This is a genomic window from Pelagibius marinus, assembly GCF_014925385.1.
Taxonomy (GTDB): Bacteria; Pseudomonadota; Alphaproteobacteria; order Kiloniellales; family Kiloniellaceae; genus Pelagibius; species Pelagibius marinus.
This window is the reverse complement of record NZ_JACSDK010000013.1, coordinates 47,525-69,556: the sequence shown is the minus strand read 5'-3', so window position 1 is coordinate 69,556 and position 22,032 is coordinate 47,525. Positions and strand designations below refer to the sequence as shown.

The following is a 22,032-nucleotide window of genomic DNA, read 5'->3' as shown; positions in this document are numbered from 1 at the left end:
GCAGCATCACATCACCCGTTTTGCGTCACGCCAGACTGTCTTCACGAAGGGCTGGTCCCCGATCAGCGCCACGCGCAGCAGATCGGCCTTGAGGCCCGGCTCGATGCGGCCCCGGTCGTCGAGGCCCGCCGTCGCCGCCGGGACGGCGCTGACCGTGGCTACAGCTTGGGGCAGATCCAGACCGTGCGCCGGGTCGGCGAGACGGAAAGCCGCCTGCACCAGGCTAGCCGGTACATAGTCGGAGGCCAGATTGTCGAGCAGTCCTTCGGCGGCCAGCTCCGCCGCCGATACATTACCGGAATGGGACCCGCCGCGCATCAGGTTCGGCGCGCCCATGATGATTTTCATACCATTGTCACGCGCCGCTTTGGCCGCCGCCAGGGTGGTCGGAAACTCGGAAACGGTGATGCCCAGCTCGGCCGCTTCCGCCACGTGCTCCGGCGTTTCGTCGTCGTGGCTGGCCAGCGCCAGGCCGCGCTCTTTGGCGCGCCGGGCGAGGTCGCGGCGGTTGCGCGGCACCGTGTACTCCTGCGCCGCCAGCAGGCGCTCGATGTGGGCGTCGGCCTCGGCCTCGCTGAGCTTCAGGTTCTTCATCGTGCGCTCGCGGAAGCGCCTGATGTCAGGATATTGGCGGTGGCCCGGGGCATGGTCCATCAGCGACATCATGCCGACGGCGGCGTGGTCTGCTACCGAGTCGAAGAGCTCGACCACCACCTCGTCGGTCACCTCGCAGCGCAGATGCACGATGTGGTCGGCGCGCAGCATGTCGTTGTCGCGGGCCTCGCGCACCGCGTCGATCATCGGGCGGAAGATCTCGCGGCGCTCCGGATGCTTGATGCTGACCCCGACGCAGACGCAGTCGAAGGTGGTTGTGATGCCGCCGGCGGCCATCTGGGCGTCGTGCGCCATGACGGCGGAGACCATGTCCCAGCGGGTGCCGGGGCGGGGCAGCACGTGCTTCTCGAAGTGGTCGGTGTGCAGATCGATCAGGCCGGGCAGCAGGTAGTCGCCGCCCAGGTCCTCGGCGCCCTTAACGGGGGTGGCGCCGGAGGCCACCTCGACGATCCTGCCGTCGCGCAGCCGCAGGGAACCGTGGACGACCTCGTCGGCCAGCACGATGCGGGCGTTGCTCAGGACTTGTTCGCCTGACGTTTTCCGGGGCATCAGGCGACGGCCCTTTCCTTGGAGAGGTCGAAGACCCGGTCGGCCACGGCCTCGCGTACCTCGTCGTCGTGGAAGATGCCGACGATGGCCGCGCCGCGCGCCTTGGCCTCGCCGATCAGGTCCATGACCACGGCGCGGTTGCCGGCGTCCAGCGAGGCGGTCGGCTCGTCGAGCAGCAGCACGGGATAGTCGGCCACGAAGCCGCGCGCGATGTTCACGCGCTGCTGCTCGCCGCCGGAGAAGGTCGCCGGCGCCAGGTCCCACATGGCCTCGGGGATGTTGAGGCGCGCCAGCAGCGCCTCGGCCTTGGCGCGGGCCTGGTCCAGGTCGGCGCCCAGGGCGTGCAGCGGCTCGGCGACGATATCGCGCGAGCAGATGCGCGGGATGACGCGCAGGAACTGGCTGACGTAGCCGACGGTCCGGCGCCGCACCTCCAGCACCCGGTGCGGGGCAGCCCCGGCCATGTCGACCCAGTCGTCGTCGTGCCGGACCCAGACCTGGCCGCTGCCGGGCTTGTAGTTGGCGTAGAGCGAACGCAGCAGCGTCGACTTGCCGGTCCCCGAGGGGCCGTAGAGCGCCACGCTTTCCCCGGCGGCCACCTCCAGATTCAAGTTGGAGAAGACCGGCAGGCGCGCCCCGCCCTGCACATGCAGGACGAAAGCCTTGGAGAGGTTCTCGACGCGGATCACCGCATCCTTCTTGTCATCTGTCATGTCGCTCATACCTGCAGCACCGAGGAGACCAGAAGCTGTGTGTAGGGGTGGTGCGGGTCGTCCAGCACCTGGTCGGTGAGGCCCGTCTCCACCACCTTGCCGTCCTTCATCACCATGAGGCGGTCGGCCAGCAGGCGGGCGACGGCCAGGTCGTGGGTGACGATGATGGCAGAAAGCCGCAGCTCGCGCACCAGCCCGCGCAGCAAGTCGAGGAGTCGTGCTTGGACGGAAACGTCCAGGCCGCCGGTAGGCTCGTCCATGAAGACCAGGCGCGGCTTGGTCACCAGGTTGCGGGCGATCTGCAGGCGCTGCTGCATGCCGCCGGAGAAGTGCTTGGGCTTGTCGTCCATGCGGCCCAGGTCCATCTCCACCTTGGTCAGCCAGTCCTCCGCCTCCTGGCGGATGGCGCCGTAGTGGCGCGCGCCCACGGCCATGAGCCGCTCGCCGACGTTGCCGCCGGCGCTGACGTCCATGCGCAGGCCGTCGCGCGGGTTCTGCATCACCACGCCCCAGTCGGTGCGCAGCAGCAAGCGGCGCTCCGGCTCGGAGAGAGCGTAGATATCGCTGAGGCCGCGTCCGCGCAGGTCGTACTCGACGATGCCGTTGGTCGGCGCGAGGCGCGCGGAGAGGCAGTTCAGCAGCGTGGTCTTGCCGGAGCCGGACTCGCCGACGATGCCCAGCACCTCGCCGCTGTGCAGCTCGAAGGAGATGTCGGAGCAGGCCAGAAGATTGCCGTAGGCGTGGGTCAGGTTGCGTACGCGCAGCAGAGGCGAGGAAGTGTCCACGATCACGCCTCCTCTTCTTCGGCGGCGCCTACCGCGGCCGCGTAGGCCCTGGCCGCCGATTCCGACAGCTTGCCTTCGTGGCCCTCCGCGCGCCGCCGGGCGCAGTAGTGGGAGTCGGAGCAGACGTACATCTTGCCGCCCTGATCGTCGAGGATGACCTCGTCCAGGAAAGTATCCTCGGCCCCGCAGAGGGCGCAGTCCTCCTCCCACTGCTGGACCGCGAAGGGATGATCGTCGAAGTCCAGGCTCTTCACCTTGGTGTAGGGCGGTATGGCGTAGATGCGCTTCTCGCGCCCGGCGCCGAAGAGCTGCAGGGCCGGGAAGTCGTCCATCTTGGGATTGTCGAACTTGGGGATCGGCGTCGGCGACATGAGGTAGCGGTCGCCCACCATCACCGGATAGGAATAGGAGGTCGCGATCTCGCCGAAGCGGGCGATGTCCTCGTAGAGCGAGACCTGCATCAGGCCGTACTCCTTGTAGGCGTGCATCTTGCGGCACTCGATCTCGCGCGGCTCCAGGGGGCGCAGGGGTTCCGGCTGCGGCACCTGGTAGACGATGATCTGGTCCTCCCTCATGGGGTCTTCCGGCACCCGGTGGCGGGTCTGCACGATGCTCGCCTCCGCCGTCGACTCGGTGGTCGGCACCTCGGCCACGCGGGCGAAGAAGCGGCGGATGTTCACGGCGTTGGTGGTGTCGTCGGCGCCCTGGTCGATTACCTTCAGGGTGTCGTCCCTGCCGATGATGCTGGCCGTCACCTGCATGCCGCCGGTGCCCCAGCCGTAGGGCAGCGGCATCTCGCGCCCGCCGAAGGGCACCTGATAGCCGGGCACCGCCACGGCCTTCAGGAGGCAGCGCCGGATCATGCGCTTGGTCTGCTCGTCCAGGTAGGCGAAGTTGTAGCCGTCATCGCCTTCTGTCGCTTGCTGCTGTGCGGCGCTCATCACTCGGCGGCCTCCTGCTGCTCTTCGTCGTGGCGCCTGCGCAGCGAGCGGATGAGCTGCAGCTCCGACTGGAAGTCGACGTAGTGCGGCAGCTTCAGGTGCTGCACGAAGCCGGAGGCCTCCACGTTGTCGGAGTGGTAGAGGACGAACTCCTCGTCCTGGGCCGGGTATTCCACGGTCTCGTCCAGCTCGCGCGCCCGCAGCGCCCGGTCCACCAGGGCCATGGCCATGGTCTTGCGCTCGCAGTGCCCGAAGGAGAGGCCGTAGCCGCGGGTGAACTGCGGCGGCCGCCCGGCGGAGCCGGCGAACTGGTTGATCATCTGGCATTCGGTGACGGTGATCTCGCCCAGCTCGATGGGAAAGCCCAGCTCCTCGGGCACGAACTCCACCGCCACCTCGCCCAGGCGGATCTCGCCGGCGAAGGGGTGGTTGCGCCCGTAGCCGCGCTGGGTGGAGTAGCCCAGCGCCAGCAGGAAGCCCTCGTCGCCGCGCGCCAGGTTCTGCAATCGCAGGTCGCGCCCGGCGGGAAAGCGCAGGGGTTCGCGGGTCAGGTCCGCGACGGCGCCCGCGTCGCCGTCCAGGGCGGTCTCCTCCTCGATCAGGCCTTCGTGGTTCAGAATGTCGGTGACCCGCGGAATGCTCTCGTCGACGCCGGCCTCGGCGGCCTCCGCCTCGGGCGCGCCGACGCCCTCCTCCGCCGCCAGGGCGAAGTCGAGCAGGCGGTGGGTGTAGTCGTAGCTCGGGCCCAGCACCTGGCCGCCCGGCAGGTCCTTGTAGGCGGCGGAGATGCGCCGGCGCACCGCCATGCAAGAGGTGTCGATGGGCTCGCTCTCGCCGAAGCGGGTCAGCGTGGTGCGGTAGGCGCGCAGCAGGAAGATCGCCTCCAGGAGGTCGCCCTGGGCCTGCTTGATGGCCAGCGCCGCCAGGTCGCGGTCGTAGAGCGAGCCTTCCGTCATCACCCGGTCGACGGCGAGCTGCATCTGCTCCTTGATCTGCGCCAGGCTCAGCTCCGGCACCTCGGTATCGCCGCGGCGTTCCTCTGCGATCAGCTTGTGGGAGTTGAGGATGGCCTGCTCGCCGCCCTTCACTGCAACGTACATGGCTTCAGCCCTCCGCCAGGATGCTGCGCGGCAGGCCGACGACGCTCCGCCCGCAGGTGAAGAAGATATCGACACCCAGCGGGAACTGCGCCGCGTTCAGCCGCCAGTCGTTCCAGAACCAGTCCGGCAGCCCCGCCGGCCGGATGGTCGCCGTCTCGCGGATGCCGGGGCCCTTCAGGGTGACAGCCGGCCCCTCTTCCAGGCTCGGGACCTGCAGCAGCAGGCTGGCCGAGCTGTCCGGGTACTGGTCGCGCCCCTGGGCGAAGAGCGCCAGGCGCGGCATGTTCTCCGGGTCGGTCACCAGGCCGAAAGCGGCGTCCTGGCTGCGCTCCACGAGGGGGCAGCCGCAGTGGAACTTCAGATAGGCGCGCAAGGGCGGGGTATCGGCGATCCAGTCGATCCACAGCGGGGTGTCGTAGTCGAGCAGCGTCAGCGCCACCGCCGTGGTCGCCGGGTCCAGCGGCTCCGGCCCCGCGACGTCTCCGGGCAGGGTCACCGGCCGGCCCGGATGGGCCAGCGCCGTCAGCAGGCCGCGGAAGATGTGCTGGGAGTCGTGCACAGGATCGGCGAGGCCGGGCCTCAGCTCCGCGGTGTCGATGCCGCCGCTGGCGTTGAGTGAAGTTGCCAGTGCCATCACGCGTTCTGCCCCCTATTCGTTTTCGCCACGCACCATGGTGAAGAAGTTGACCTTGGTGGAATTGGCCTTGCGGCTGCGCGCCGTGCGGCGGTCCAGGTGGGACGCTTCCAGCGGCGCGATCACGCTGTCCTCCAGCTCTCCGCGCCGGCCCTCGTCCTGCAGCAGCGCGTCGAAGAGCGCCGCCAGCTCGGCATGGCGCTTGGAACGCCCCTGCACGTACCCCAGACCCGCCTCTCCGGAGGCCAGCCGCAGGGCGCAGCGGGTCACCGTCATCTGGCCGAGGTTGAAGCGGCCGCCGGTGCCGCCGGTGCGGGCGCGGACCATGACCATGCCGACCTCCGGCCGGCGCAGCCAGTCGTAGGCCGGCTTTTGCGCCAGGTCTTCCCAGGCGCTTTCCAGTTCGTTCAGCTTGGCCTTGGCCAGAACCGACATCCAGCGCCGGCGTGCCGCCTGCGCCGGATCCCGCTCTCCCGGAGCCGACTGGCCGTCCCCTTGCGGGGCGGCCGAGCGTGGAGCCGCATCCATTAGACAAGTCCCATATTCGTCTAGACGTCTGTATGTTTTGATGTTAGAAGGGGCGCCGAAGAGATGTAAAGCAGAACTTCATGAAACTTGGATGACGGAACCGCGAAAAGAGGATGGCGGTGATGACCTTGCAGAGGCGTGACGGCGTGGCGCTGTGGCGCCAGATCGCCGAGACCCTGGAAAGCGACATCAAGGCGCAGGCCTTCGCCCCCGGCAAGCAGCTGCCGACGGAGGCGGAGCTGGCCGAGCGCTTCTCCGTCAACCGCCACACGGTGCGCCGCGGCATCGCCTTCCTGGAGCAGGAAGGGCTGCTGCGCGTCGAGCAGGGCCGCGGCACCTTCGTGCAGGAGCGCATGGTCGACTACAAGCTGGGCAAGCGCACCCGCTTCAGCGAGAACATCGAAAAGCAGTCGCGCATTCCCTCCGGCGACCTGGTGCGGGCCATCACCCTCAGCGCCGACGAGAGTCTGGCCAGGAATCTGCACCTCCGCAAAGGCGCGTCGGTGGTGCTGATCGAGAGCGTCGGCAAGGTGGACGGCCGGCCGATCTCGGTCGCCGCGCACCATTTCCCGGCCAAGCGCTTTCCTGAGATGATCGAGGTCTACAAGAAGACGCGCTCCATCACCAAGGCGCTGGCCCACTACGGTGTCGAGGACTACACGCGCAAGGAAACCCGCATCACCGCGCGCCTGCCAACCGCCAACGAATGCCGCCTGCTGGAGCTGCCGCGCAGCCAGCCGGTGCTGGTCACCGAATCGGTCAACGTCGACGCCGAGGGGCGCGTCGTCGAATACGGCTGGGGCCGCATGGCCGCAGAGCGCGCCCAGCTCGTGGTACAGCCCTGATCACATTCCCTCTCGCGCCACCACCCCGGGTGTCATGCTCGGGCTTGTCCCGAGGGTGACAAGGGGCGCGGTCGCCGCATCGCCGCCTAGACCGCCACGAGCTCAATGACCGAGCCGGAACTCGTCTCGGATCAGGGGGCACCGGACTCTCTCATGAAGGCAGACCATCGAACCCGCAGACACTGTCCGCCCCTGTCAGGCCAGCATCAGGAAACGGAGCCGACCGTGAGGCGATGACGACAGCCGCTGAGTGCCAGGACGAACGATTGGCGATTGCCGGAGGATGTCCGCTGAGCGGATAAAGCGGACGCTCCCCCATGGACGCCTGCTCACAAGTGCGCCTGCTCAGGCAAATGAAGCCCTCACGGGGAACGTCGTCAGCGGCCGCGCTATGCCCAGCCAAGCTGGGCCAAGGAATGCCCGTCGTTCCAGATCTTCGTCATGTGCCGGATCTTGCCGCCGTCAAACTCCATCGAGTAGACATAGTCGGCCGCCAGGGACCTGCCAGTCGGCGCGACCGGTCCGCCGTCACCGGTGTGGGTGCCGTGAAACACACCATAGGCAAGAACAACATTGCGCGCTTCGTCCGCGGCAAACCCCTTCAGTTCATAGTCCCCGTCCGGGATCGGGGTCAGAAGCCCTCTCATCCAATCGGTATAGCCTTCGAGCGTCGTCGTCTCGGACAGCGCGCCCGACTGACAGGAAAAACTGGCCGTGTCATGGCACCAGGCTTTGCAGACCTCCCAGCCCTTACCGGCTTCGCAAGCTTCAAAGAAATTCTTTGCGGTATCAGTGATCGACATGCTTGTGGTCTCCCCTGTCCTAAAGTGTCTCTTCGCCACGTTTCCAAGCCGCGTCAGGAGCGACAGGAACCCGATAAGGACATTTTAGAACGGCCATTTTAAAATGTCAATTTTACAAAAGGCCGGCGCCCGCGTCAGCGGGAGTCACGAGAGAATCGCATGACGAATTGTGTCATAAAGCTTTGGTATTTCAGCTTTTTTGCTCTTATGCCGTCCATAGAGCACAAGGCCGTGGACACAGCACATGACATAGCTTGCAAGAGCTGCCGGATCCTTATCCTCGGGCAGTTCGCCGGCAGCCTGCGCACCCCGGAAAGCCGCCTCAAGATGTGATTCCATTGCGACGCAGAAGTCATCGATCATCTCTGACGCCTCAGAACTGATCGCATGTTTCTGGGTCATATGATTCATCATCAGGCAGCCCTTGTACTCGTCCCTCGACGCCCCCGTCACGACGCTCTGGAGAAATTTGAACACCCCGTTCAAATTCGGCTCCTTGGACAGCATCTCGAAGCGAGGTGAAATGACATTGCCCCGGTAATGCTCCAGGGTGTTGGCGAACAGTCCGTCCTTGTCGCCGAACTCCTTGTACATGCTTGCCGTATTCATTCCGGTCGCCTGAGCCACTTCACCTATCGAGGTGGCTTGGAAACCGTTCCGCCAAAACAGATGCATCGCCTTTTCCAGCACGTCTTGGCGCTCGTATTTTCTGTTTCTTCCCATAGCAAGAAAATAGAATACTCGTTTTAATATTTCAATGGCGCTGCAGAGGTTGTGTCCGGGTTTCGAAAGGCAGCGCGTCGTCGAATACGGCTGGGGCCGCATCGCCGCAGAGCGCGCCCGGCTCGTGATGCAGCCGCAGCGGGTTGCGCAGTTCCCCTGCGGCTCATCGGATCACTTGGCCGCTCCTCGCCCCGCTGTCATCCCACAGTCGCCCCGGGCGTGATCCGTCCTCGTCGCACCGCTCGCAAACAGAATTGATTCAATCTGGCTGCAAAGGCTTCTAGGCCTTGGGTTCGTGGCAAACCGCTTCGACATTGTGGCCATCCGGGCCAATGACGAAAGCCGCATAGTAGTTCGCGTGGTACTGCGGTCGCAGACCAGGCGCGCCATTGTCTTTACCGCCCGCCTCCAGAGCCGCGCGATAGAATGCCTCGACTTGCTGGCGATTTTCGGCAGCGAAGGCCAAGTGAAGATACGCCGGCTTCTCCTCGGTTTGGAACAGGCACAAGGAAGACTTGCCGTCGGAGCTTAGCTCGACACCCCACGGCCCCTCCGCGACAACCGCTAAGCCGAGCGGCTCGAGTGCCTTGAGGAAGAACGCTTTGCTCGCTGCATAGTCGCTGACTCCGAATACCACGTGGTCAAACATGGGGTCTCCTGAGGTGTGTGAGTCCGCGCGAGGCCTAACGTGTTTTGCAGGCCCGGGCAAGCGCATGCGCCGATAACGAACCGGACGCCGGAGCGAGTGCCAGTCCTCGCCAGCTTGACTGTCTGCTGGGTCCAGAGTTCGCTTCTACAGCGCAGCGTAGGCTGCCGCGATCTCCGCCGCCAGGCGCGCGTTGTTCAGCACCAGGGCGACGTTGGCGTCCAGGCTGGCGCCGCCGCTGAGCTCTTCCAGGCGCGCCAGCAGGAAGGGCGTGACTTCTTTGCCCTGGATGCTCTGCGCCGCCGCTTCGGCCAGGGCGGTGTCGATGTGGCCGGCGATCTCGGCGGCGGGGATCTCCGCCTCCGCCGGGATCGGGTTGGCGACCACCAGGCCGCCGCCCAGGTTCAGATCCCACTTGGTGCGCATCACGGTGGCGATCTCCGCCGCGCTGTCGCGGCGCAGCGGCACCGCCAGGCCCGAGGCACGGCTGTAGAAGGCCGGCAACTCGTCGCAGCCGTGGCCGATGACCGGCACGCCCAGCGTCTCCAGCACCTCCAGGGTCTTGGGCAGGTCGAGGATCGCCTTGGCGCCGGCGCAGACGACGGCGACCGGCGTGCGCGCCAGCTCCTGCAGGTCGGCGGAGACGTCGAAGCTCAGCTCGGCGCCGCGGTGCACGCCGCCGATGCCGCCGGTGGCGAAGACCCGGATGCCCGCCAGCGCGGCGCAGATCATGGTCGCCGCCACGGTGGTGGAGCCGACCCCGCCGGCCGCCAGCACGGCGGGCAGGTCGGCGCGGCTCACCTTGGCCACGTCCCGCTCCCCGGCCAGGCGCTCCAGTTCATCCGGCTCCAGGCCGATGCGGATCCGCCCGTCGAGGATTGCGATGGTGGCCGGCACGGCGCCGCCGGCGCGCACCTCACGCGCCACCGCCCGCGCCGTCTTCAGATTGCGCGGCGCCGGCATGCCGTGGGTGATGATGGTGGATTCCAGCGCCACCACCGGCCGGCCGGCGGCTAGGGCCTCCTGCACCTCCGGCAGGATCTCGACGAAGGGCTTCATCACGCGCTGATCTGCTCCAGTCTCTCGGGCGTCAGCTCGGCGCTGACGCTGTCGGTGGTCTCCACGGTCAGGCGGGCCGCCGCCAGCGCCCGCCGCCCCGCGCTTTCCAGGTCCCGGCCCTGCAGGCGTGCCGCCAGGAAGGCCGCCGCCAGGGCGTCGCCGGCGCCGGTCACGTCGACCAGGCGGCCCGGCAGTGTAGGCAGTTCCACAACCGCCCCGGCCCCGGCGAGGCAGATCCCCGCCGCGCCCAGGGTGAGGACGACCTCGCCCGCCCCGGCCGCCAGCAGCGCCTCCGCCAGAGCCGCGGGCGCGGCCCTTTCCGGGTCCAGCCCGGTCAGCACCGCCGCCTCGCGGCGGTTCACCAGCAGGAAGTCGCAGGCCGCCAGATGCGGGCGCAGGCGCCCGGCTTTGGCCGGTGAGACGCCGATCGCCGCCATCCGCCGCCCCTTTTGCCGCAGCCCGGCCAGGAAGGCCAGGGTCTCCTGCGGCAGGTTGCAGTCCGCGATCAGCGCCTCCGACTCCCAGACGCTCTCCGGCAGGTTCCGTATCAGTGCCGGGGTGATCTCGTCGTAGACCCGCATGTCGGCGACGGCGACCAGCATCTCGCCGTCGGGCTGCAGGGCGATGAGGTGGAAGGCGGTAGGCGCGGCCGGCGAACGGCTGACGCCCGCCAGCCCCAGGGGCGAGGTCCGCAGGCCCGCCAGCAGGGCGTCGCCCTCGGCATCCGCGCCCAGACGCGTCACCAGTTCGACCTCCGCGCCGAGACGGCAGAGGTTCTCCGCGACGTTGCGCGCCACGCCGCCGGGACAGCTCTGCAGCTCCGCCGGATTCGAGGCCCCCGCAACGAATGGGGCGACACCGCGCGCCTTGCGGTCCAGGTGGCAGGCCCCGACCACGGTGACCCTGAGCGGCCTGTCGCTTTCCAAGCATTCCTCCCCTTCGACTTTGCCGACCGGCGCAGCTTCGCCGAGGGAGGCCCCATAGGCAACCGGGGAGGCAAACGCTAGGGCACCACCCGAAAAACGCCACAATGATCGTGTTTCTGGAAGCCTGCCAAGGGACCGGAGGCTGAGAAGCCCGGCCCGTCCCGGCAACTTCGCCATGGAATGCCGGGGCGCTGCGGGGTATATCGGTCAGTGAATGAACTATGAGTTGAAGACAGAGGCAGGGCCAAGGCGGCCGGCCCCGCGCGGCGCAGGGGCCGTGCGTCTCATCAAAGGTTTGGCGCTGTGCCTCGCCCTGGCGCTCGCCGGACCGGTCCTTGTGGCGGTGGCGACGGCGCTTCCTGCGCTGGCCCAGCAGAATCTGCATACCCCTGGGGACGTCGCGGCCAGCCGCGACCGCGTGCTCGGCGACAGCCGCTATCAGACCGAGAAGCCGGAACCCGAGGTTGCGCCCGAGGTCGACCAGTGGACCATTCCGCCCTGGCTGGTCGACACCATCCTCTGGGGCCTGGGCGCCGTGGTCGCAGGCATCATCCTCTTCTTTCTCTTCAATCTGGCCCGCGAGCTGCTTGAAAGCCGTCTCGGCATCAAGCGCAGCCCCAAGGTGGCGCCGGCCGAAGCGGCCAAGGTGCAGGCGGTGCCGCCGGCCCGCCGCGAGGCGGAGCACCGCACCCTGGCCGAGGCCGACGCCCTGGCGGCCGAAGGGCGCTTCAGCGAGGCCATCCACCTGCTGCTGCTGGTCGCCATGGAGCGCCTGCGCCGCGAGCTCGGCCCGCGAGTCGCCCCGGCCATGACCAGCCGGGAGGTGCTGCGCCTGAGCGCCATCCCCGGGGAAGCCACCGCGCCGCTGACGCGCATGGTGGCCCTCTCGGAGATCAACCACTTCGGCGGGCGCAGCGCCAGGGAGCCCGAATACCGCAATTGCCGCGACGACTTCCTGCGCTTCAACGGCATGGAAGGGACGCCGGCATGAGGCCCCCATGCAGGGAGAACGCCCGATGAGCGCGCCGCCCCGCGGACCCTCGGGCGACACCTTCAGCCTGCGCGCGGTCGTCCTGCTGATCGCCGCCGGCCTCATGGCCTTCACCGCGGCGGCCCTGGTCGCCATCTATTCCGACCCGCAGACCGAAGGCACCTACGGCACCAACGCCTATTCCTACTCCGCCATCGGCCACCGGGCCTGGACCGAGATCCTGCAGGACCTCGAGGTTCCGGTCCTGCTGAGCCGCAACGACTCCGCCGCCAAGGCCTACGACGGCGGCGGCCTGCTGATCCTGGCCCAGCCTTACAGCAGCACCGACGCCATCGAGTCCATGGAGCTGATGTTCGACACCGACCGGGTGCTGCTGGTGCTGCCGCGCTGGTCCGGCTTTCCCGGCTATGAGAACCGCACCTGGATCAAGTTGCTGCGCGAGCTGGAGGTGAAGGATGTCGAGAAGATCCTGCACGTCGTCGACGAAGACGCCTCGATCGTGCGCAGCGAAGAGACTCCGGACTGGCGCCGCATCGCCTGGGACAGTGCGCCCAGCCTGGACGGCGCCCAGCTCATCAAGTCCGACACCATCACGCCCATCGTCCACAGCGACGCCGGCGTGCTGCTGGGGGAGTACAGGGTCGGGGACACCACCGTCTGGGTCCTCTCCGATCCCGACATCATCAACAACAGCGGCATCGACGAGGGTGACAACGCCGTCTTCGCCGTGGCCATGGTCGACGCCCTGCTGCAGGGCGGCGGCGCGGCGGTCTTCGACGAAACCAGCCATGGCTTCACCCTGTCGCCCGATCTCTGGAAGGCGCTGCTGAGCTTCCCGCTGAACCTGGCGGTGCTTCAGGGTCTTTTCGCCGCCGCCATCCTGGTCTGGGCCGCCGCCGGGCGCTTCGGCGCGCCGTTGCCGCCGCGCCCGCGCCTCAAGGCCGGCAAGCAGGTGCTCATCGCCAACACCGCCAGCCTCTTCGAGTACGCCGGAAATCTGGCCGACATCCTGAAGCGCTACCACGAAACCTGCCTGCACGACCTCGGCCGCCACATACACGTGCCCCGCGATCGCCGCGGCGCCAAGCTCACCGACTGGCTGGACCGGACGGGCCGGGCCCGCGGCACCAGCGAGAGCTATAGCCAAGTCTACGACGCCGTTGCCACAGCCATCAACGGCCCGTCTATCGCGGTCCCCGCCCTGCTGCGCGCGGCACTGCGCCTACACCGTTGGAAACAGGAGATGATTCATGGACATAGAGCCGATCCAAACGGTCTGCGACCGGGTGCGGGAGCAGGTTCGCAAGACCGTGGTCGGACAGGACGCCGCCCTTGACCTGATGCTGGTGGCCCTGCTGTCAGAGGGTCATGTCCTGCTGGAAGGGGTGCCCGGCACCGCCAAGACGCTGCTGGCGCAGTCCTTCGCCAGGTCGGTGAACCTGGACTTCGGGCGCATCCAGTTCACGCCTGACCTGATGCCGGGCGACGTGCTGGGCACCAACCTCTTCAACTTCCAGACCAGCGACTTCAGGCTGACCAAGGGGCCGGTCTTCACGCAGATCCTGCTGGCCGACGAGATCAACCGCACGCCGCCGAAGACCCAGGCCGCGCTGCTGCAGGCCATGCACGAGCGCGCGGTGACCATCGACGGCGCGACCTACTCGCTGGGCGACGACTTCATGGTCATCGCAACCCAGAACCCCATCGAGCAGCAAGGCACCTATCCCCTGCCCGAGGCGCAGCTCGACCGCTTTCTCTTCAAGCACATCCTCGACTACCCGGCCCGCGACGAGGAGCGCGCCATCGTCGCCCGACACGGCCACCGCACGGTCATGCCGGACCTGTCCAACTTCGGCCTGGAGGCGGTGGCCGACAGCGCCGCCCTGGCGGAGATCCGCAAGGTCATCGCGAGCCTGCGCCTTTCCGACGAACTGATCGACTACATCGTCGACATCGTGCGGGCGACACGCGAGCACGAGTCCCTGGAGTTCGGCGCCTCGCCGCGCTCGGCCAACATGATCGCCACCGCCGCGCGCGCTTTGGCGGCCATGCAGGGCCGCGACTACGTGATCCCGGACGACGTGAAGTTCATCGCCCTGCCGGCCCTGCGCCACCGCGTCGTCCTGGCGCCGGGCGCCGAGATCGAGGGCCTGGTCGCCGACACCGTGATCCGCCAGGTCCTCGACCAGATCCCGGCGCCGCGATGAAGCCGCGCGGACCGAGGAAAGGAAGCGCCGCATGATCCGGCCGACGCCGCGCGCCGTGGCGGCCTTCGCCGCCGGCATCCCGCTGGCTTTCGCGCTGCTGCTCGCGGACCCGGACCTCTGGCCCTATGTCCCGGCCTATCTCTTCCTCGCCTGCTTCGCGCTGCTGGCCGACGCCGGCCTGGCCCTCTCACCGCAACGCCTGAGCGTCCAGGTCAACCTGCCGCCGGCGCTCTACATCGGGGCACCGGAGGATTTCCAGGTGCGCCTGGAACCCACTTCCTACCGCCGCCCGGTGGTCGAGCTGCTCTGCGACGTGGACGACAACCTGGAACAGCCGCCGCGGGCGGTGGCGCCGCTGGATCCGGAAGAGGACACCCTGGTGTCCTTTCCGCTGCGTGCCAGGCGCCGCGGCAAGGCGCGGGTCGAGCGCCTCTGGCTGCGCTGGAAGGGGCCGCTGGGACTGGTCTACCGCCTGCGGATCATCGAGGTGGGCAACGAGATCGCGGTCACGCCCAATACCAAGGCGGTCAAGCACATGGCCCTGCAGTACGCCGACCCCATGGCGATCTTCGGGATCAAGCCGCAGCGCCAGCAGGGCGAGGGCTCGGAGTTCGAGGCCTTGCGCGAGTACGTGCCCGGCCTTGACCCCCGCTCCATCGACTGGAAGCACTCCGCGCGCCACCTGAACCTGCTGTGCAAGGAGTTTCGCAGCGAGCGCAACCACCAGATCGTCCTGGCCTTCGACACCGGTCATCTGATGAGCGAGCCGCTGGAGGGGCTTACCAAGCTGGACCACGCGGTCAATGCCGGACTGCAGCTGGGCTACATCTCGCTGCGCGCCGGCGACCGCATCGGCGTCTACGGCTTCGATTCCCAGGTGCGCCTCTTCAGCCAACCGACCGGCGGCATCGGCACCTTCTGGCGCCTGCAGCGCGCCGCCGCCGAGCTGGACTACAGCAGCGACGAGACCAACTTCACCCTCGGCCTCTCCTCCCTGGCCGCACGGCTTGACCGCCGTTCCCTGGTGATCCTGCAGACCGAGTTCGTCGACACCATCACCGCCGAGTTGATGCTGGAGAACGTCGAGCGCCTGGCCGGGCGTCACCTGGTGGTCTTCGTCTGCCTGCAGGATCCGCAGCTCGAAGCCACGGTCGACGGGGAACCGGGCAGCCTGGACAGCCTCGCCCGCTCGGTCATCGCCGAGGAGTTCCTGCGCGAGAGGCGGGTCGTCTTGGAGCGGCTGCGCCGGCTTGGGGTACACTGCCTGGACGTGCGGGCCGACCAGATCGGTACCGCGCTCATCAACCGCTATCTCGACATCAAGCGCCGCGAGTTGATCTGATGAGTCTGGCCCCGAAATCCTCCCTGAAGAGCTACGAGTTCCGGCGCGAGCGGGAGAAGAGCTGGCGCGAGTTGGAGGACATGGTCCGGCGCGCCGAGAAGCGCGGCCTGAAGTCGCTGCCCGCCGAGGACCTGCTGCGCCTGCCGACGCTCTATCGCGCCACGCTCTCCTCCCTGTCCGTGGCGCGCGCCATCTCCCTGGATCAGAACGTTCTGAACTACCTGGAGAGCCTCTGCTCGCGCGCCTATTTTCAGGTCTACGGCCCGCGCGCCAGCCTGCTGGAGCGGATCGCCAGCTTCCTGCGCTACGGCTTTCCCGGTGCGGTGCGCGAGGCCCGGGGGCCGATCCTGCTGGCCACGGTCTGGATGGTGCTGGGCAGCGTCATCGGCTTCCTGCTGGTCCAGGGCAACGCCGACTGGTACTACACCTTCGTCGGCTGGGACATGGCCGGCGGCCGCACGCCCGCGGCCTCCACCGAAACCCTGCGCAGCGCGCTCTACGACGGCGCCGACAGCGCGGCGGACAGCCTCTACGTCTTCGCGACCTACCTCTTCTCCCACAATGCCGGGATCGGCATGTTCGCCTTCGCCCTGGGCTTCGCGCTGGGCATCCCCACGGTGCTGCTGATGTTCTACAACGGCCTCACCCTGGGCGCCTTCCTGGCGCTCTACGATTCCCGCGGCCTGGCCTGGGACCTGGTCGGCTGGCTTGCCGTGCACGGGACGACGGAACTGCTGGCCATCGTGCTGTGCGGCGGCGGCGGGTTGGTGCTGGCCAGCGCCATCATCTTCCCCGACCGCGAGACCCGGATGGAGAGCCTCGCCCGCCGGGGACGCGCCGCCGGCACCCTTATCATGGGGGCGGTGCTGATGCTCTTCGTCGCCGGCCTTCTGGAAGGCTTCGCCCGCCAGCTGGTGACCGATATCACGGCGCGTTATGTCATCGGCGGCACCATGCTGGCCTTCTGGCTCACCTACTTCACCCTGAGCGGTCGAGATTCGAGTGGGAGGGAGCGGCACTATGACGACGACTGACGCCGCCGCCCAAAAGCCACAAGGATCGCCTCCAGGCCCCAAGCTGACGGGCGTCGCTCCGGAAGGCCAGGCCCGCGTCCACAGCGAGCGCCGCATCCTGACGCCCGAAGGCGTGCCGCTGATCTTTCAGCTGGCCCAAAGGGGCGAGCGCGCCGCCGCCGTCATGATCGACCTTGTGATCATGGTAATCGCCCTGGTCGTCTTCGTCGTGACCATTGCCTTCACCCTCTCCGAATTCGGCATCGAGGGCGTGGCGATCGGCATGGCGATCCTGGCGTCCTTCATCATCCGCAATTTCTACTTCATCTTCTTCGAACTGCGCTGGCAGGGCCAGACGCCCGGCAAGCGCGCGCTGGGCATCCGCGTCATCGACCGCAAGGGCGGCTATCTGCGCCCCGGGGCCGTGTTTTCGCGAAACCTGCTGCGCGAGGTGGAGCTGTTCCTGCCGCTGACCCTCATCTTCGGTGTCGGCCTGGGGGGCAGCAGCGGCTGGGTCTACTTCCTGACCCTCGGCTGGGTCGCGCTCTGCCTTTTGCTGCCCTTCTTCAACAAGGACCGCCTGCGCGCCGGCGACCTGGTGGCGGGCACCTGGGTGGTGTCCTCGCCCAAGGCGCTGCTGCTGGACGACGTGGCCGCCGGGGCCCGGCGCGACCAGGGCAGCGCGGTGGTGCTGGACCCCGAGTTCCCCTTCACCCGCAGCCAGCTGGAAATCTACGGCATCTACGAGCTGCAGACCCTGGAGGAGGTGCTGCGCCAGCGCGGCCCGCAGAGCGGCGAGACCCGGCGCGAGGTGGCCAAACGCATCCAGCGCAAGATCGATTGGGCGCACGGCGACCGCGCCGCGCGGAACGATATCGAGGCCGAGCGGTTCCTGAAGGCCTTCTACGCCGCCCTGCGCGCCCACCTGGAGGCGCGCATGCTGTTCGGTGAGCGCCGCGAGAACAAGTATGCCGGAAAGCCAGGGGGCAAGACCGGCCCGAACGGCAACGGCGCCCCTCCAGGCAAGACTTAGTCGAAGACGGCAGCAATCTCCTCGACGCCGGTACCTTCCTTGACTCTGCGCAGCTGGTGATAGGTGACCGCGCTCGCCACCGCACCGAAGGCGGTGAGCGAGGCCGAATAGAGCAAGGTTATCGCCATCGACAGGAGGAGAGCGTTCTCGTAGTCCAGGAATGGGTCAATCCCCCGCTCAAAAAAGACCTGGGCAAAGCCAATGATGACGATGATGCCGAAGACTTTCCACCGCTCACCGGAGGTGAGTGCGGCACTGCGCGAAAGGCTGTCTTTCACCCCGGTCTTCTCGACCACGGCGGCGGGCACGGCGACCCAATACATCGCCGCGAAAATCAACCCTGGCACCACGAGCAGGAAGAGACCGAAGATCACGATGAGGCCAGAGACAATGGCCACGGCGAGCACCGGCACCACGGATCCGAAGCCGCCCGCGAAGTTGGCGGCGAACCCGGTCTTTTGCCCTCGCAGGTCACGAAAGGTGCCGTAGACCACTGCCGCGTGGACGATAAAGCCGAGCAAAGACTCGAGTATCGTCAGCCCGAACTGAAGGGCCGCCGGCGGGATGGACTGGATGAAATTTCCCTCCCAGACCAACCAGCCTGCGAGCAGGTAGGCCGGAGAGATCAGCAACAGGGCCAGCGCGATAAAGGGAAGGCAGTTCCGCCCGAAAACTTGAAGCGACTGACTGAGTACAGCGCCGCTTCCGAAGTCCGTATATGTCGTATCGCTCATCGGATATCAGGACGCTGTGGGACCTGGCGCGGCAGCCAGGTCCCACCAACACGACATCAATCGAAGACCGCCGCGATCTGTTCGGAGCTGACGCCTTCCTTGGCCACGCGCAGGTCGTGGTAGATCACCGCGCCGAAGACGGCGAAGAAGGCCGTGGTGACGCCCGACCAGACATAGAGCACGATGATCGCGAAGATCGAGCCGTCCGGTACGAGAACCGGCAAGCCGGCAAGACCCAGCACCCAGGCGATCCCCATCATGACGATGTAAAAGATCACCAGCAGCGCGAAGATCCGCCAGCGGTTGCCCTTGGTCAGTTCGGCGCTGCGCTTGATGCTGCCCCAAATGCCGGGACGCTCCACCACGGCGGCCGGAACCGCGGCGGCGGTGATCACGAAAACGATGATCCCGGGAATGATCAGCAGCATCATGCCGATCGCCCCCATGATGGTGATCAGGATGGCGACCAGGATCACGGGAACCACGGCCGCGAAGCCCCGAGAGAGACACTCGCCCAGCCCGGCGGGGTTGCCGCGCAGGTAGGCGACGGTTCCGTAGACCACGGCGCCCATCGCGGCATAGGTCAAGACCATGTTGATCAGCACGGCGATGAGGTAGCCCACGCCGATCGCCTGTGGCGGGCTGGCCATGCCGCCGCCGGCAAGCAGGTTGAAGATCGGCAGCGGCAGGAGAATCAGGAAAGAGATGATGAGAAAGGTGACGAAGTTGGAAAACAGCGATGCGAAAGTTCGGCTGAAAACACCGCCGATGCTTATGGCGCCCGACGACACTGCGCCGCCGCTGGTAGAATCACTCATGGAATAAGCCCCCAGTCACGAAAAACAGTGAAACGCGAGAGAACTCTCGGCCCTTCCCGGTGGCTCCGCGTCAGGCCGACTTCACCCCCGAGTTCTCGGCGCGCCGCCGATTATAGCCGCAACGCAATCTAGGGTCGATACCTTGCAGGCCTCCTAACCATTTCGCGAATCACGCCTGTTGCACGCCTCAGGCGGCGACGGCGGCGGCGATGTGCTCGGCGAAGGCGCGGGTGCCGAGCGCGCCGCCCAGGTCGGGCGTTCGGGTTTCCGGCCGGGCGAGGGCGGCGTCCACGGCGCCGTCGATGGCCCGCGCCGCCGCGCCGCAGGGGGCAAGGCCACGCTTGTCGGCGATCCAGTCCAGCAGCATGGCCGCCGAGAGGATGAGGGAGGACGGGTTGGCCCTGTCCTGGCCGGCGATGTCCGGGGCCGAGCCGTGCTGGGCCTGGGCGCAGCAGAGGTCGTCGCCGGCGTTCACCGAGCCGGCGAGGCCCAGGCTGCCCGACAGCTCCGAGGCCAGGTCGGAGAGGATGTCGGCATGGAAGTTGGTGGCGCAGATCACGTCGTAGCGTTCCGGATGGCGCACCAGCAGCGCCGCCATGGCGTCGACGATGACCTCGTCGGTCTCCACCTCCGGGAACTCCTTTGCCACGGCGTGGCAGGCTTCGAGGAACAGACCGTCGCTGAGGCGGAAAGTGTTGGCCTTGTGGATCAGCGTCACCTTTTTGCGCCGCTTCATGGCCAGCTCGTAGGAACGCCGGGCGATGCGCGCGGAGGCCTTGCGGGAGATCTTGCGGATCGACAGCGCCGTGTCCGGGTCGGTCATGAACTCGGCGCGCCCGGCGAACATGTTGCGGTCGGGGTAGAAGCCCTCGGTCGCCTCGCGCATGATCACCAGGTCGAAGTCGCCGCCCTTGGCCGGCAGGCCGGGGCGGGTGCGCGCGGGCCGCACATTGGCGTAGAGGTCGAGCTTGCTGCGCACCACGCCGGAGATGTTCACCCCGCCCTCTTCCGGGGCCGGATAGTCCAGGTGGGAGATGGGCCCCAGGATGATGCCGTCGCTGGCCCGGGCGCGCTCCAGCACGCCGTCGGGCATCGTGGTGCCGTGTTTGGCCAGCGCCTTCAGGCCGATTTCCGCTGCCTCGAAGTCGAGGCCGAGGCCGAAGCGGCCGTCCGCCGCCTCCAGCACTTTCAGCGTCGCCTCGGTGATCTCCTCCCCGATGCCGTCGCCCGCCATGACCAGAAACTTCACCGCCCCGCCCCTTCCTCTCTGCAAAGATCAGGGCGGCACTATAGTGGGGCGGCGCCCCGGGCTCTAATCGAAAACGGCGGCGGTCTCACTCAGCTCAATACCTTCATCCAGACCGGCGAGCTGTTCGTGCATGATCACCGGCAGTGCGAAGAAGAACACGTTGCCGATCGGCACGAGGTAAAGGTAGGTGCTGACCGGCAGTTCCGCCCTGCTCATGTCCGGCGCGAAGACGCCGATCAACACGGCTCCGGCGATGGCCACCGGAATGAAGAACAGGATGTAGACCGCGATGATGCGCAGACGCGAGCCCTGGGACAGGGCCGCGCTCTGCCCGAAGCAGTCGACGACGCCCCCGTTGTCCAGCGCCGCGGAGGGCATCACCACGGTGAAGATCAGGGCCAGAACAGCCATGATCAGAAATGGGATGAGCGCCAGGATCGGGGTTATTGTCCCCAGAACGTCGGTCAGCACGGAAAGGAGCGTCACGCCGACGGCAATGCAGAACGATACGCCGAGAACCGTCGGCAGGTATTCGACGGTGTCGCCGATCGCCGGCAGAACCGTCCAGCTTTCACCCTGCTGATCGCGCAGGCGGGTGTGGACCATAACCGCGGTGACAAGGCCCAGCAGCATGACCTCCACCGCCGTCATCAGATCGGTCTCCCAGCTCGCGCCTCCCATCATCGCGGCCTGGAAGGACTCGGGCCGCAGCAGGCCGTAGAGGACCGTCGGCAGATTGGCCAGCAGGCACAGCAGGAAGAAAGCCGGAAAGTGCCGGAGACCGAAGACGAACGTCCGGCCCAGGGTCGCGAAAACTCGCAGCGTCATAACAGCGGTTCCTTCCTTGCGGCGTAGTTCGGCCGAAAGGACGACCCCTGACAGGCGGATCCCTTGGCCGCAGCGTTAGGACCAGAAGCCTGCCGAAAAAAGCTTAAAAAATTACAACCGCAAGTAGCTCGACTCTCTGCAGATCTCGCCGTCCCCGCCCCCGGCGCAGGTGGCGTGGCCGCCCGGAAGCGGCGGCCTAAGTCGAAAACCCCGGCCGTCCGCTCGAACTCCAAGTCGTCTCCCAGTTCGGCGAGCTGTTCATGGATCGCAACTGGAACTGGGTACAGAAAAGCGCTGCCGAGGGCACCGGCTAGGAGAATCCACAGCATCGGCAGGTTGCCGCTCTGCAGATCTGTCATCACGTCCGCCGGCAGCAGCGCTGCGGCTATAACGGCGACAATACCGAAAGGCAGCATCATCAGGATGTAGACACCGAGGATGCGCAATCGCGAGCCGGCGCTGAGCCGTGCGCTCTGCCACAGTGCCTCGAACACACCGCCCTCGGAAACCGCAGCGCAGGGGATCGCCACGCAGAATATGAGCTTCAGGATGAACATCACCACCGAGGGCACGGCCGCCGCAACAGGGTGCAGCGTTGCGAGGTACATCCCCAGCCCGCCGAAGGCGAGGGAGACTGTTGCAACGACGATCGCAACGCCGAGAATCATCGGCGCCCGTTGAAATGAGTCACCGATGGCCGGCAAGACCGTCCAGGCCTCTCCCCGGCGGTCGCGAATCATGGTCCACACCATAATGCTCACGACCATACAGGCGATCACGATTTCGAAGAAGGACACCAGCATGGCGACCTGCCATCCCTGCCCTGCGGTCTGGCTGAACAGAAGGCGCGGCGCGCCCACCAGCAGGCACAACAGGTAGAACACTGGCAGGTGTCGCAGGCCAAAGCCGAAACAGCGGCGGACCGCCTTCATCACACCCAGTTTCATCGA

24 protein-coding genes are annotated in these 22,032 nt (G+C 67.2%); 7 read left to right on the top strand and 17 right to left on the bottom strand.

All coding sequences use genetic code 11. From position 1 onward, the window contains the following. Window positions 1-6: 6 nt before the first annotated feature. From H7X47_RS15090 to phnG, 7 genes are read right to left on the bottom strand one after another with little or no spacing between them, the layout of a single operon-like run. Window positions 7-1,164 (bottom strand): alpha-D-ribose 1-methylphosphonate 5-triphosphate diphosphatase, encoded by a 1,158-nt coding sequence (locus H7X47_RS15090; protein ID WP_193369542.1) that lies wholly within the window; start codon window positions 1,162-1,164, stop codon window positions 7-9. Continuing rightward, on the bottom strand, window positions 1,164-1,886 hold the full coding sequence (gene phnL, locus H7X47_RS15085) for a phosphonate C-P lyase system protein PhnL (RefSeq protein ID WP_227010518.1): 723 nt from the start codon (window positions 1,884-1,886) through the stop codon (window positions 1,164-1,166). The genes H7X47_RS15090 and phnL overlap by 1 nt, the downstream gene beginning before the upstream one ends. Beyond that, window positions 1,883-2,668, bottom strand: a complete 786-nt coding sequence (phnK, locus tag H7X47_RS15080; RefSeq protein WP_322096493.1) for a phosphonate C-P lyase system protein PhnK — start codon at window positions 2,666-2,668, stop codon at window positions 1,883-1,885. The genes phnL and phnK overlap by 4 nt, the downstream gene beginning before the upstream one ends. Next, window positions 2,665-3,603 (bottom strand): alpha-D-ribose 1-methylphosphonate 5-phosphate C-P-lyase PhnJ, encoded by a 939-nt coding sequence (locus H7X47_RS15075; protein WP_193369541.1) that lies wholly within the window; start codon window positions 3,601-3,603, stop codon window positions 2,665-2,667. Before H7X47_RS15075 ends, phnK begins: the two co-directional genes overlap by 4 nt. After that, window positions 3,603-4,703 (bottom strand): carbon-phosphorus lyase complex subunit, encoded by a 1,101-nt coding sequence (locus tag H7X47_RS15070; protein ID WP_193369540.1) that lies wholly within the window; start codon window positions 4,701-4,703, stop codon window positions 3,603-3,605. The genes H7X47_RS15075 and H7X47_RS15070 overlap by 1 nt, the downstream gene beginning before the upstream one ends. Window positions 4,704-4,707: 4 nt before the next feature. Further along, window positions 4,708-5,337 (bottom strand): phosphonate C-P lyase system protein PhnH, encoded by a 630-nt coding sequence (gene phnH, locus H7X47_RS15065; protein WP_193369539.1) that lies wholly within the window; start codon window positions 5,335-5,337, stop codon window positions 4,708-4,710. Window positions 5,338-5,352: 15 nt separating this feature from the next. Further along, entirely contained in the window at window positions 5,353-5,865 is a 513-nt protein-coding gene (phnG, locus tag H7X47_RS15060; RefSeq protein ID WP_193369538.1) for a phosphonate C-P lyase system protein PhnG, read from the bottom strand. A gap of 122 nt (window positions 5,866-5,987) precedes the next feature. On the opposite strand from phnG, the gene phnF reads away from it, so the two are divergent. Continuing rightward, window positions 5,988-6,710, top strand: coding sequence for a phosphonate metabolism transcriptional regulator PhnF (gene phnF, locus H7X47_RS15055; protein ID WP_193369537.1), 723 nt, complete (start codon window positions 5,988-5,990; stop codon window positions 6,708-6,710). 389 nt (window positions 6,711-7,099) lie between these two features. Here phnF and H7X47_RS15050 read toward each other — a convergent pair whose 3' ends face one another. The 5 genes from H7X47_RS15050 to H7X47_RS15030 all read right to left on the bottom strand — a co-directional run bounded on the left by H7X47_RS15050 (window position 7,100) and on the right by H7X47_RS15030 (window position 10,867). Then, window positions 7,100-7,513: an ester cyclase gene (locus H7X47_RS15050; RefSeq protein WP_193369536.1), complete on the bottom strand. Its 414-nt coding sequence runs from the start codon at window positions 7,511-7,513 to the stop codon at window positions 7,100-7,102. A 144-nt stretch (window positions 7,514-7,657) separates the two neighbouring features. Then, window positions 7,658-8,203: a TetR/AcrR family transcriptional regulator gene (locus tag H7X47_RS15045; RefSeq protein WP_193369535.1), complete on the bottom strand. Its 546-nt coding sequence runs from the start codon at window positions 8,201-8,203 to the stop codon at window positions 7,658-7,660. A 313-nt stretch (window positions 8,204-8,516) separates the two neighbouring features. After that, window positions 8,517-8,885: a VOC family protein gene (locus H7X47_RS15040; protein ID WP_193369534.1), complete on the bottom strand. Its 369-nt coding sequence runs from the start codon at window positions 8,883-8,885 to the stop codon at window positions 8,517-8,519. A 144-nt stretch (window positions 8,886-9,029) separates the two neighbouring features. Beyond that, a complete protein-coding gene (locus H7X47_RS15035; RefSeq protein ID WP_193369724.1) occupies window positions 9,030-9,941 on the bottom strand; it encodes a pseudouridine-5'-phosphate glycosidase in 912 nt (303 codons plus the stop codon). Beyond that, a complete protein-coding gene (locus tag H7X47_RS15030; RefSeq protein ID WP_193369533.1) occupies window positions 9,941-10,867 on the bottom strand; it encodes a PfkB family carbohydrate kinase in 927 nt (308 codons plus the stop codon). The genes H7X47_RS15035 and H7X47_RS15030 overlap by 1 nt, the downstream gene beginning before the upstream one ends. 277 nt (window positions 10,868-11,144) lie before the next feature. Here H7X47_RS15030 and H7X47_RS26350 point away from each other — a divergent pair, with 277 nt between their 5' ends. The 6 genes from H7X47_RS26350 to H7X47_RS15000 are packed head-to-tail and all read left to right on the top strand — an operon-like array spanning window position 11,145 to window position 17,453. Continuing rightward, window positions 11,145-11,858 (top strand): DUF4129 domain-containing protein, encoded by a 714-nt coding sequence (locus tag H7X47_RS26350; protein WP_193369532.1) that lies wholly within the window; start codon window positions 11,145-11,147, stop codon window positions 11,856-11,858. A gap of 25 nt (window positions 11,859-11,883) precedes the next feature. After that, complete coding sequence (locus H7X47_RS15020) at window positions 11,884-13,194, top strand: DUF4350 domain-containing protein (RefSeq protein WP_193369531.1); 1,311 nt, start codon at window positions 11,884-11,886, stop codon at window positions 13,192-13,194. Continuing rightward, window positions 13,109-14,065: an AAA family ATPase gene (locus H7X47_RS15015; protein WP_193369530.1), complete on the top strand. Its 957-nt coding sequence runs from the start codon at window positions 13,109-13,111 to the stop codon at window positions 14,063-14,065. Before H7X47_RS15020 ends, H7X47_RS15015 begins: the two co-directional genes overlap by 86 nt. 31 nt (window positions 14,066-14,096) lie before the next feature. Then, window positions 14,097-15,407, top strand: coding sequence for a DUF58 domain-containing protein (locus tag H7X47_RS15010; RefSeq protein WP_193369529.1), 1,311 nt, complete (start codon window positions 14,097-14,099; stop codon window positions 15,405-15,407). Beyond that, complete coding sequence (locus H7X47_RS15005; protein ID WP_193369528.1) at window positions 15,407-16,441, top strand: stage II sporulation protein M; 1,035 nt, start codon at window positions 15,407-15,409, stop codon at window positions 16,439-16,441. The genes H7X47_RS15010 and H7X47_RS15005 overlap by 1 nt, the downstream gene beginning before the upstream one ends. Then, window positions 16,428-17,453, top strand: a complete 1,026-nt coding sequence (locus H7X47_RS15000; protein ID WP_193369527.1) for an RDD family protein — start codon at window positions 16,428-16,430, stop codon at window positions 17,451-17,453. The genes H7X47_RS15005 and H7X47_RS15000 overlap by 14 nt, the downstream gene beginning before the upstream one ends. On the opposite strand, the gene H7X47_RS14995 is transcribed toward H7X47_RS15000, so the two are convergent. The 5 genes from H7X47_RS14995 to H7X47_RS14975 form a co-directional block, all read right to left on the bottom strand. Beyond that, a complete protein-coding gene (locus H7X47_RS14995; RefSeq protein ID WP_193369526.1) occupies window positions 17,450-18,187 on the bottom strand; it encodes a hypothetical protein in 738 nt (245 codons plus the stop codon). The two genes, H7X47_RS15000 and H7X47_RS14995, sit on opposite strands and share 4 nt — an antisense overlap. Window positions 18,188-18,243: 56 nt before the next feature. Then, window positions 18,244-19,005: a DUF7847 domain-containing protein gene (locus tag H7X47_RS14990; RefSeq protein WP_193369525.1), complete on the bottom strand. Its 762-nt coding sequence runs from the start codon at window positions 19,003-19,005 to the stop codon at window positions 18,244-18,246. Window positions 19,006-19,192: 187 nt separating this feature from the next. Beyond that, entirely contained in the window at window positions 19,193-20,254 is a 1,062-nt protein-coding gene (locus H7X47_RS14985; protein WP_193369524.1) for an isocitrate/isopropylmalate dehydrogenase family protein, read from the bottom strand. 63 nt (window positions 20,255-20,317) lie between these two features. After that, on the bottom strand, window positions 20,318-21,082 hold the full coding sequence (locus tag H7X47_RS14980; protein WP_193369523.1) for a hypothetical protein: 765 nt from the start codon (window positions 21,080-21,082) through the stop codon (window positions 20,318-20,320). Beyond that, window positions 21,079-22,029, bottom strand: coding sequence for a hypothetical protein (locus H7X47_RS14975; RefSeq protein ID WP_193369522.1), 951 nt, complete (start codon window positions 22,027-22,029; stop codon window positions 21,079-21,081). Before H7X47_RS14975 ends, H7X47_RS14980 begins: the two co-directional genes overlap by 4 nt. Between the last annotated feature and the right edge of the window lie 3 nt (window positions 22,030-22,032).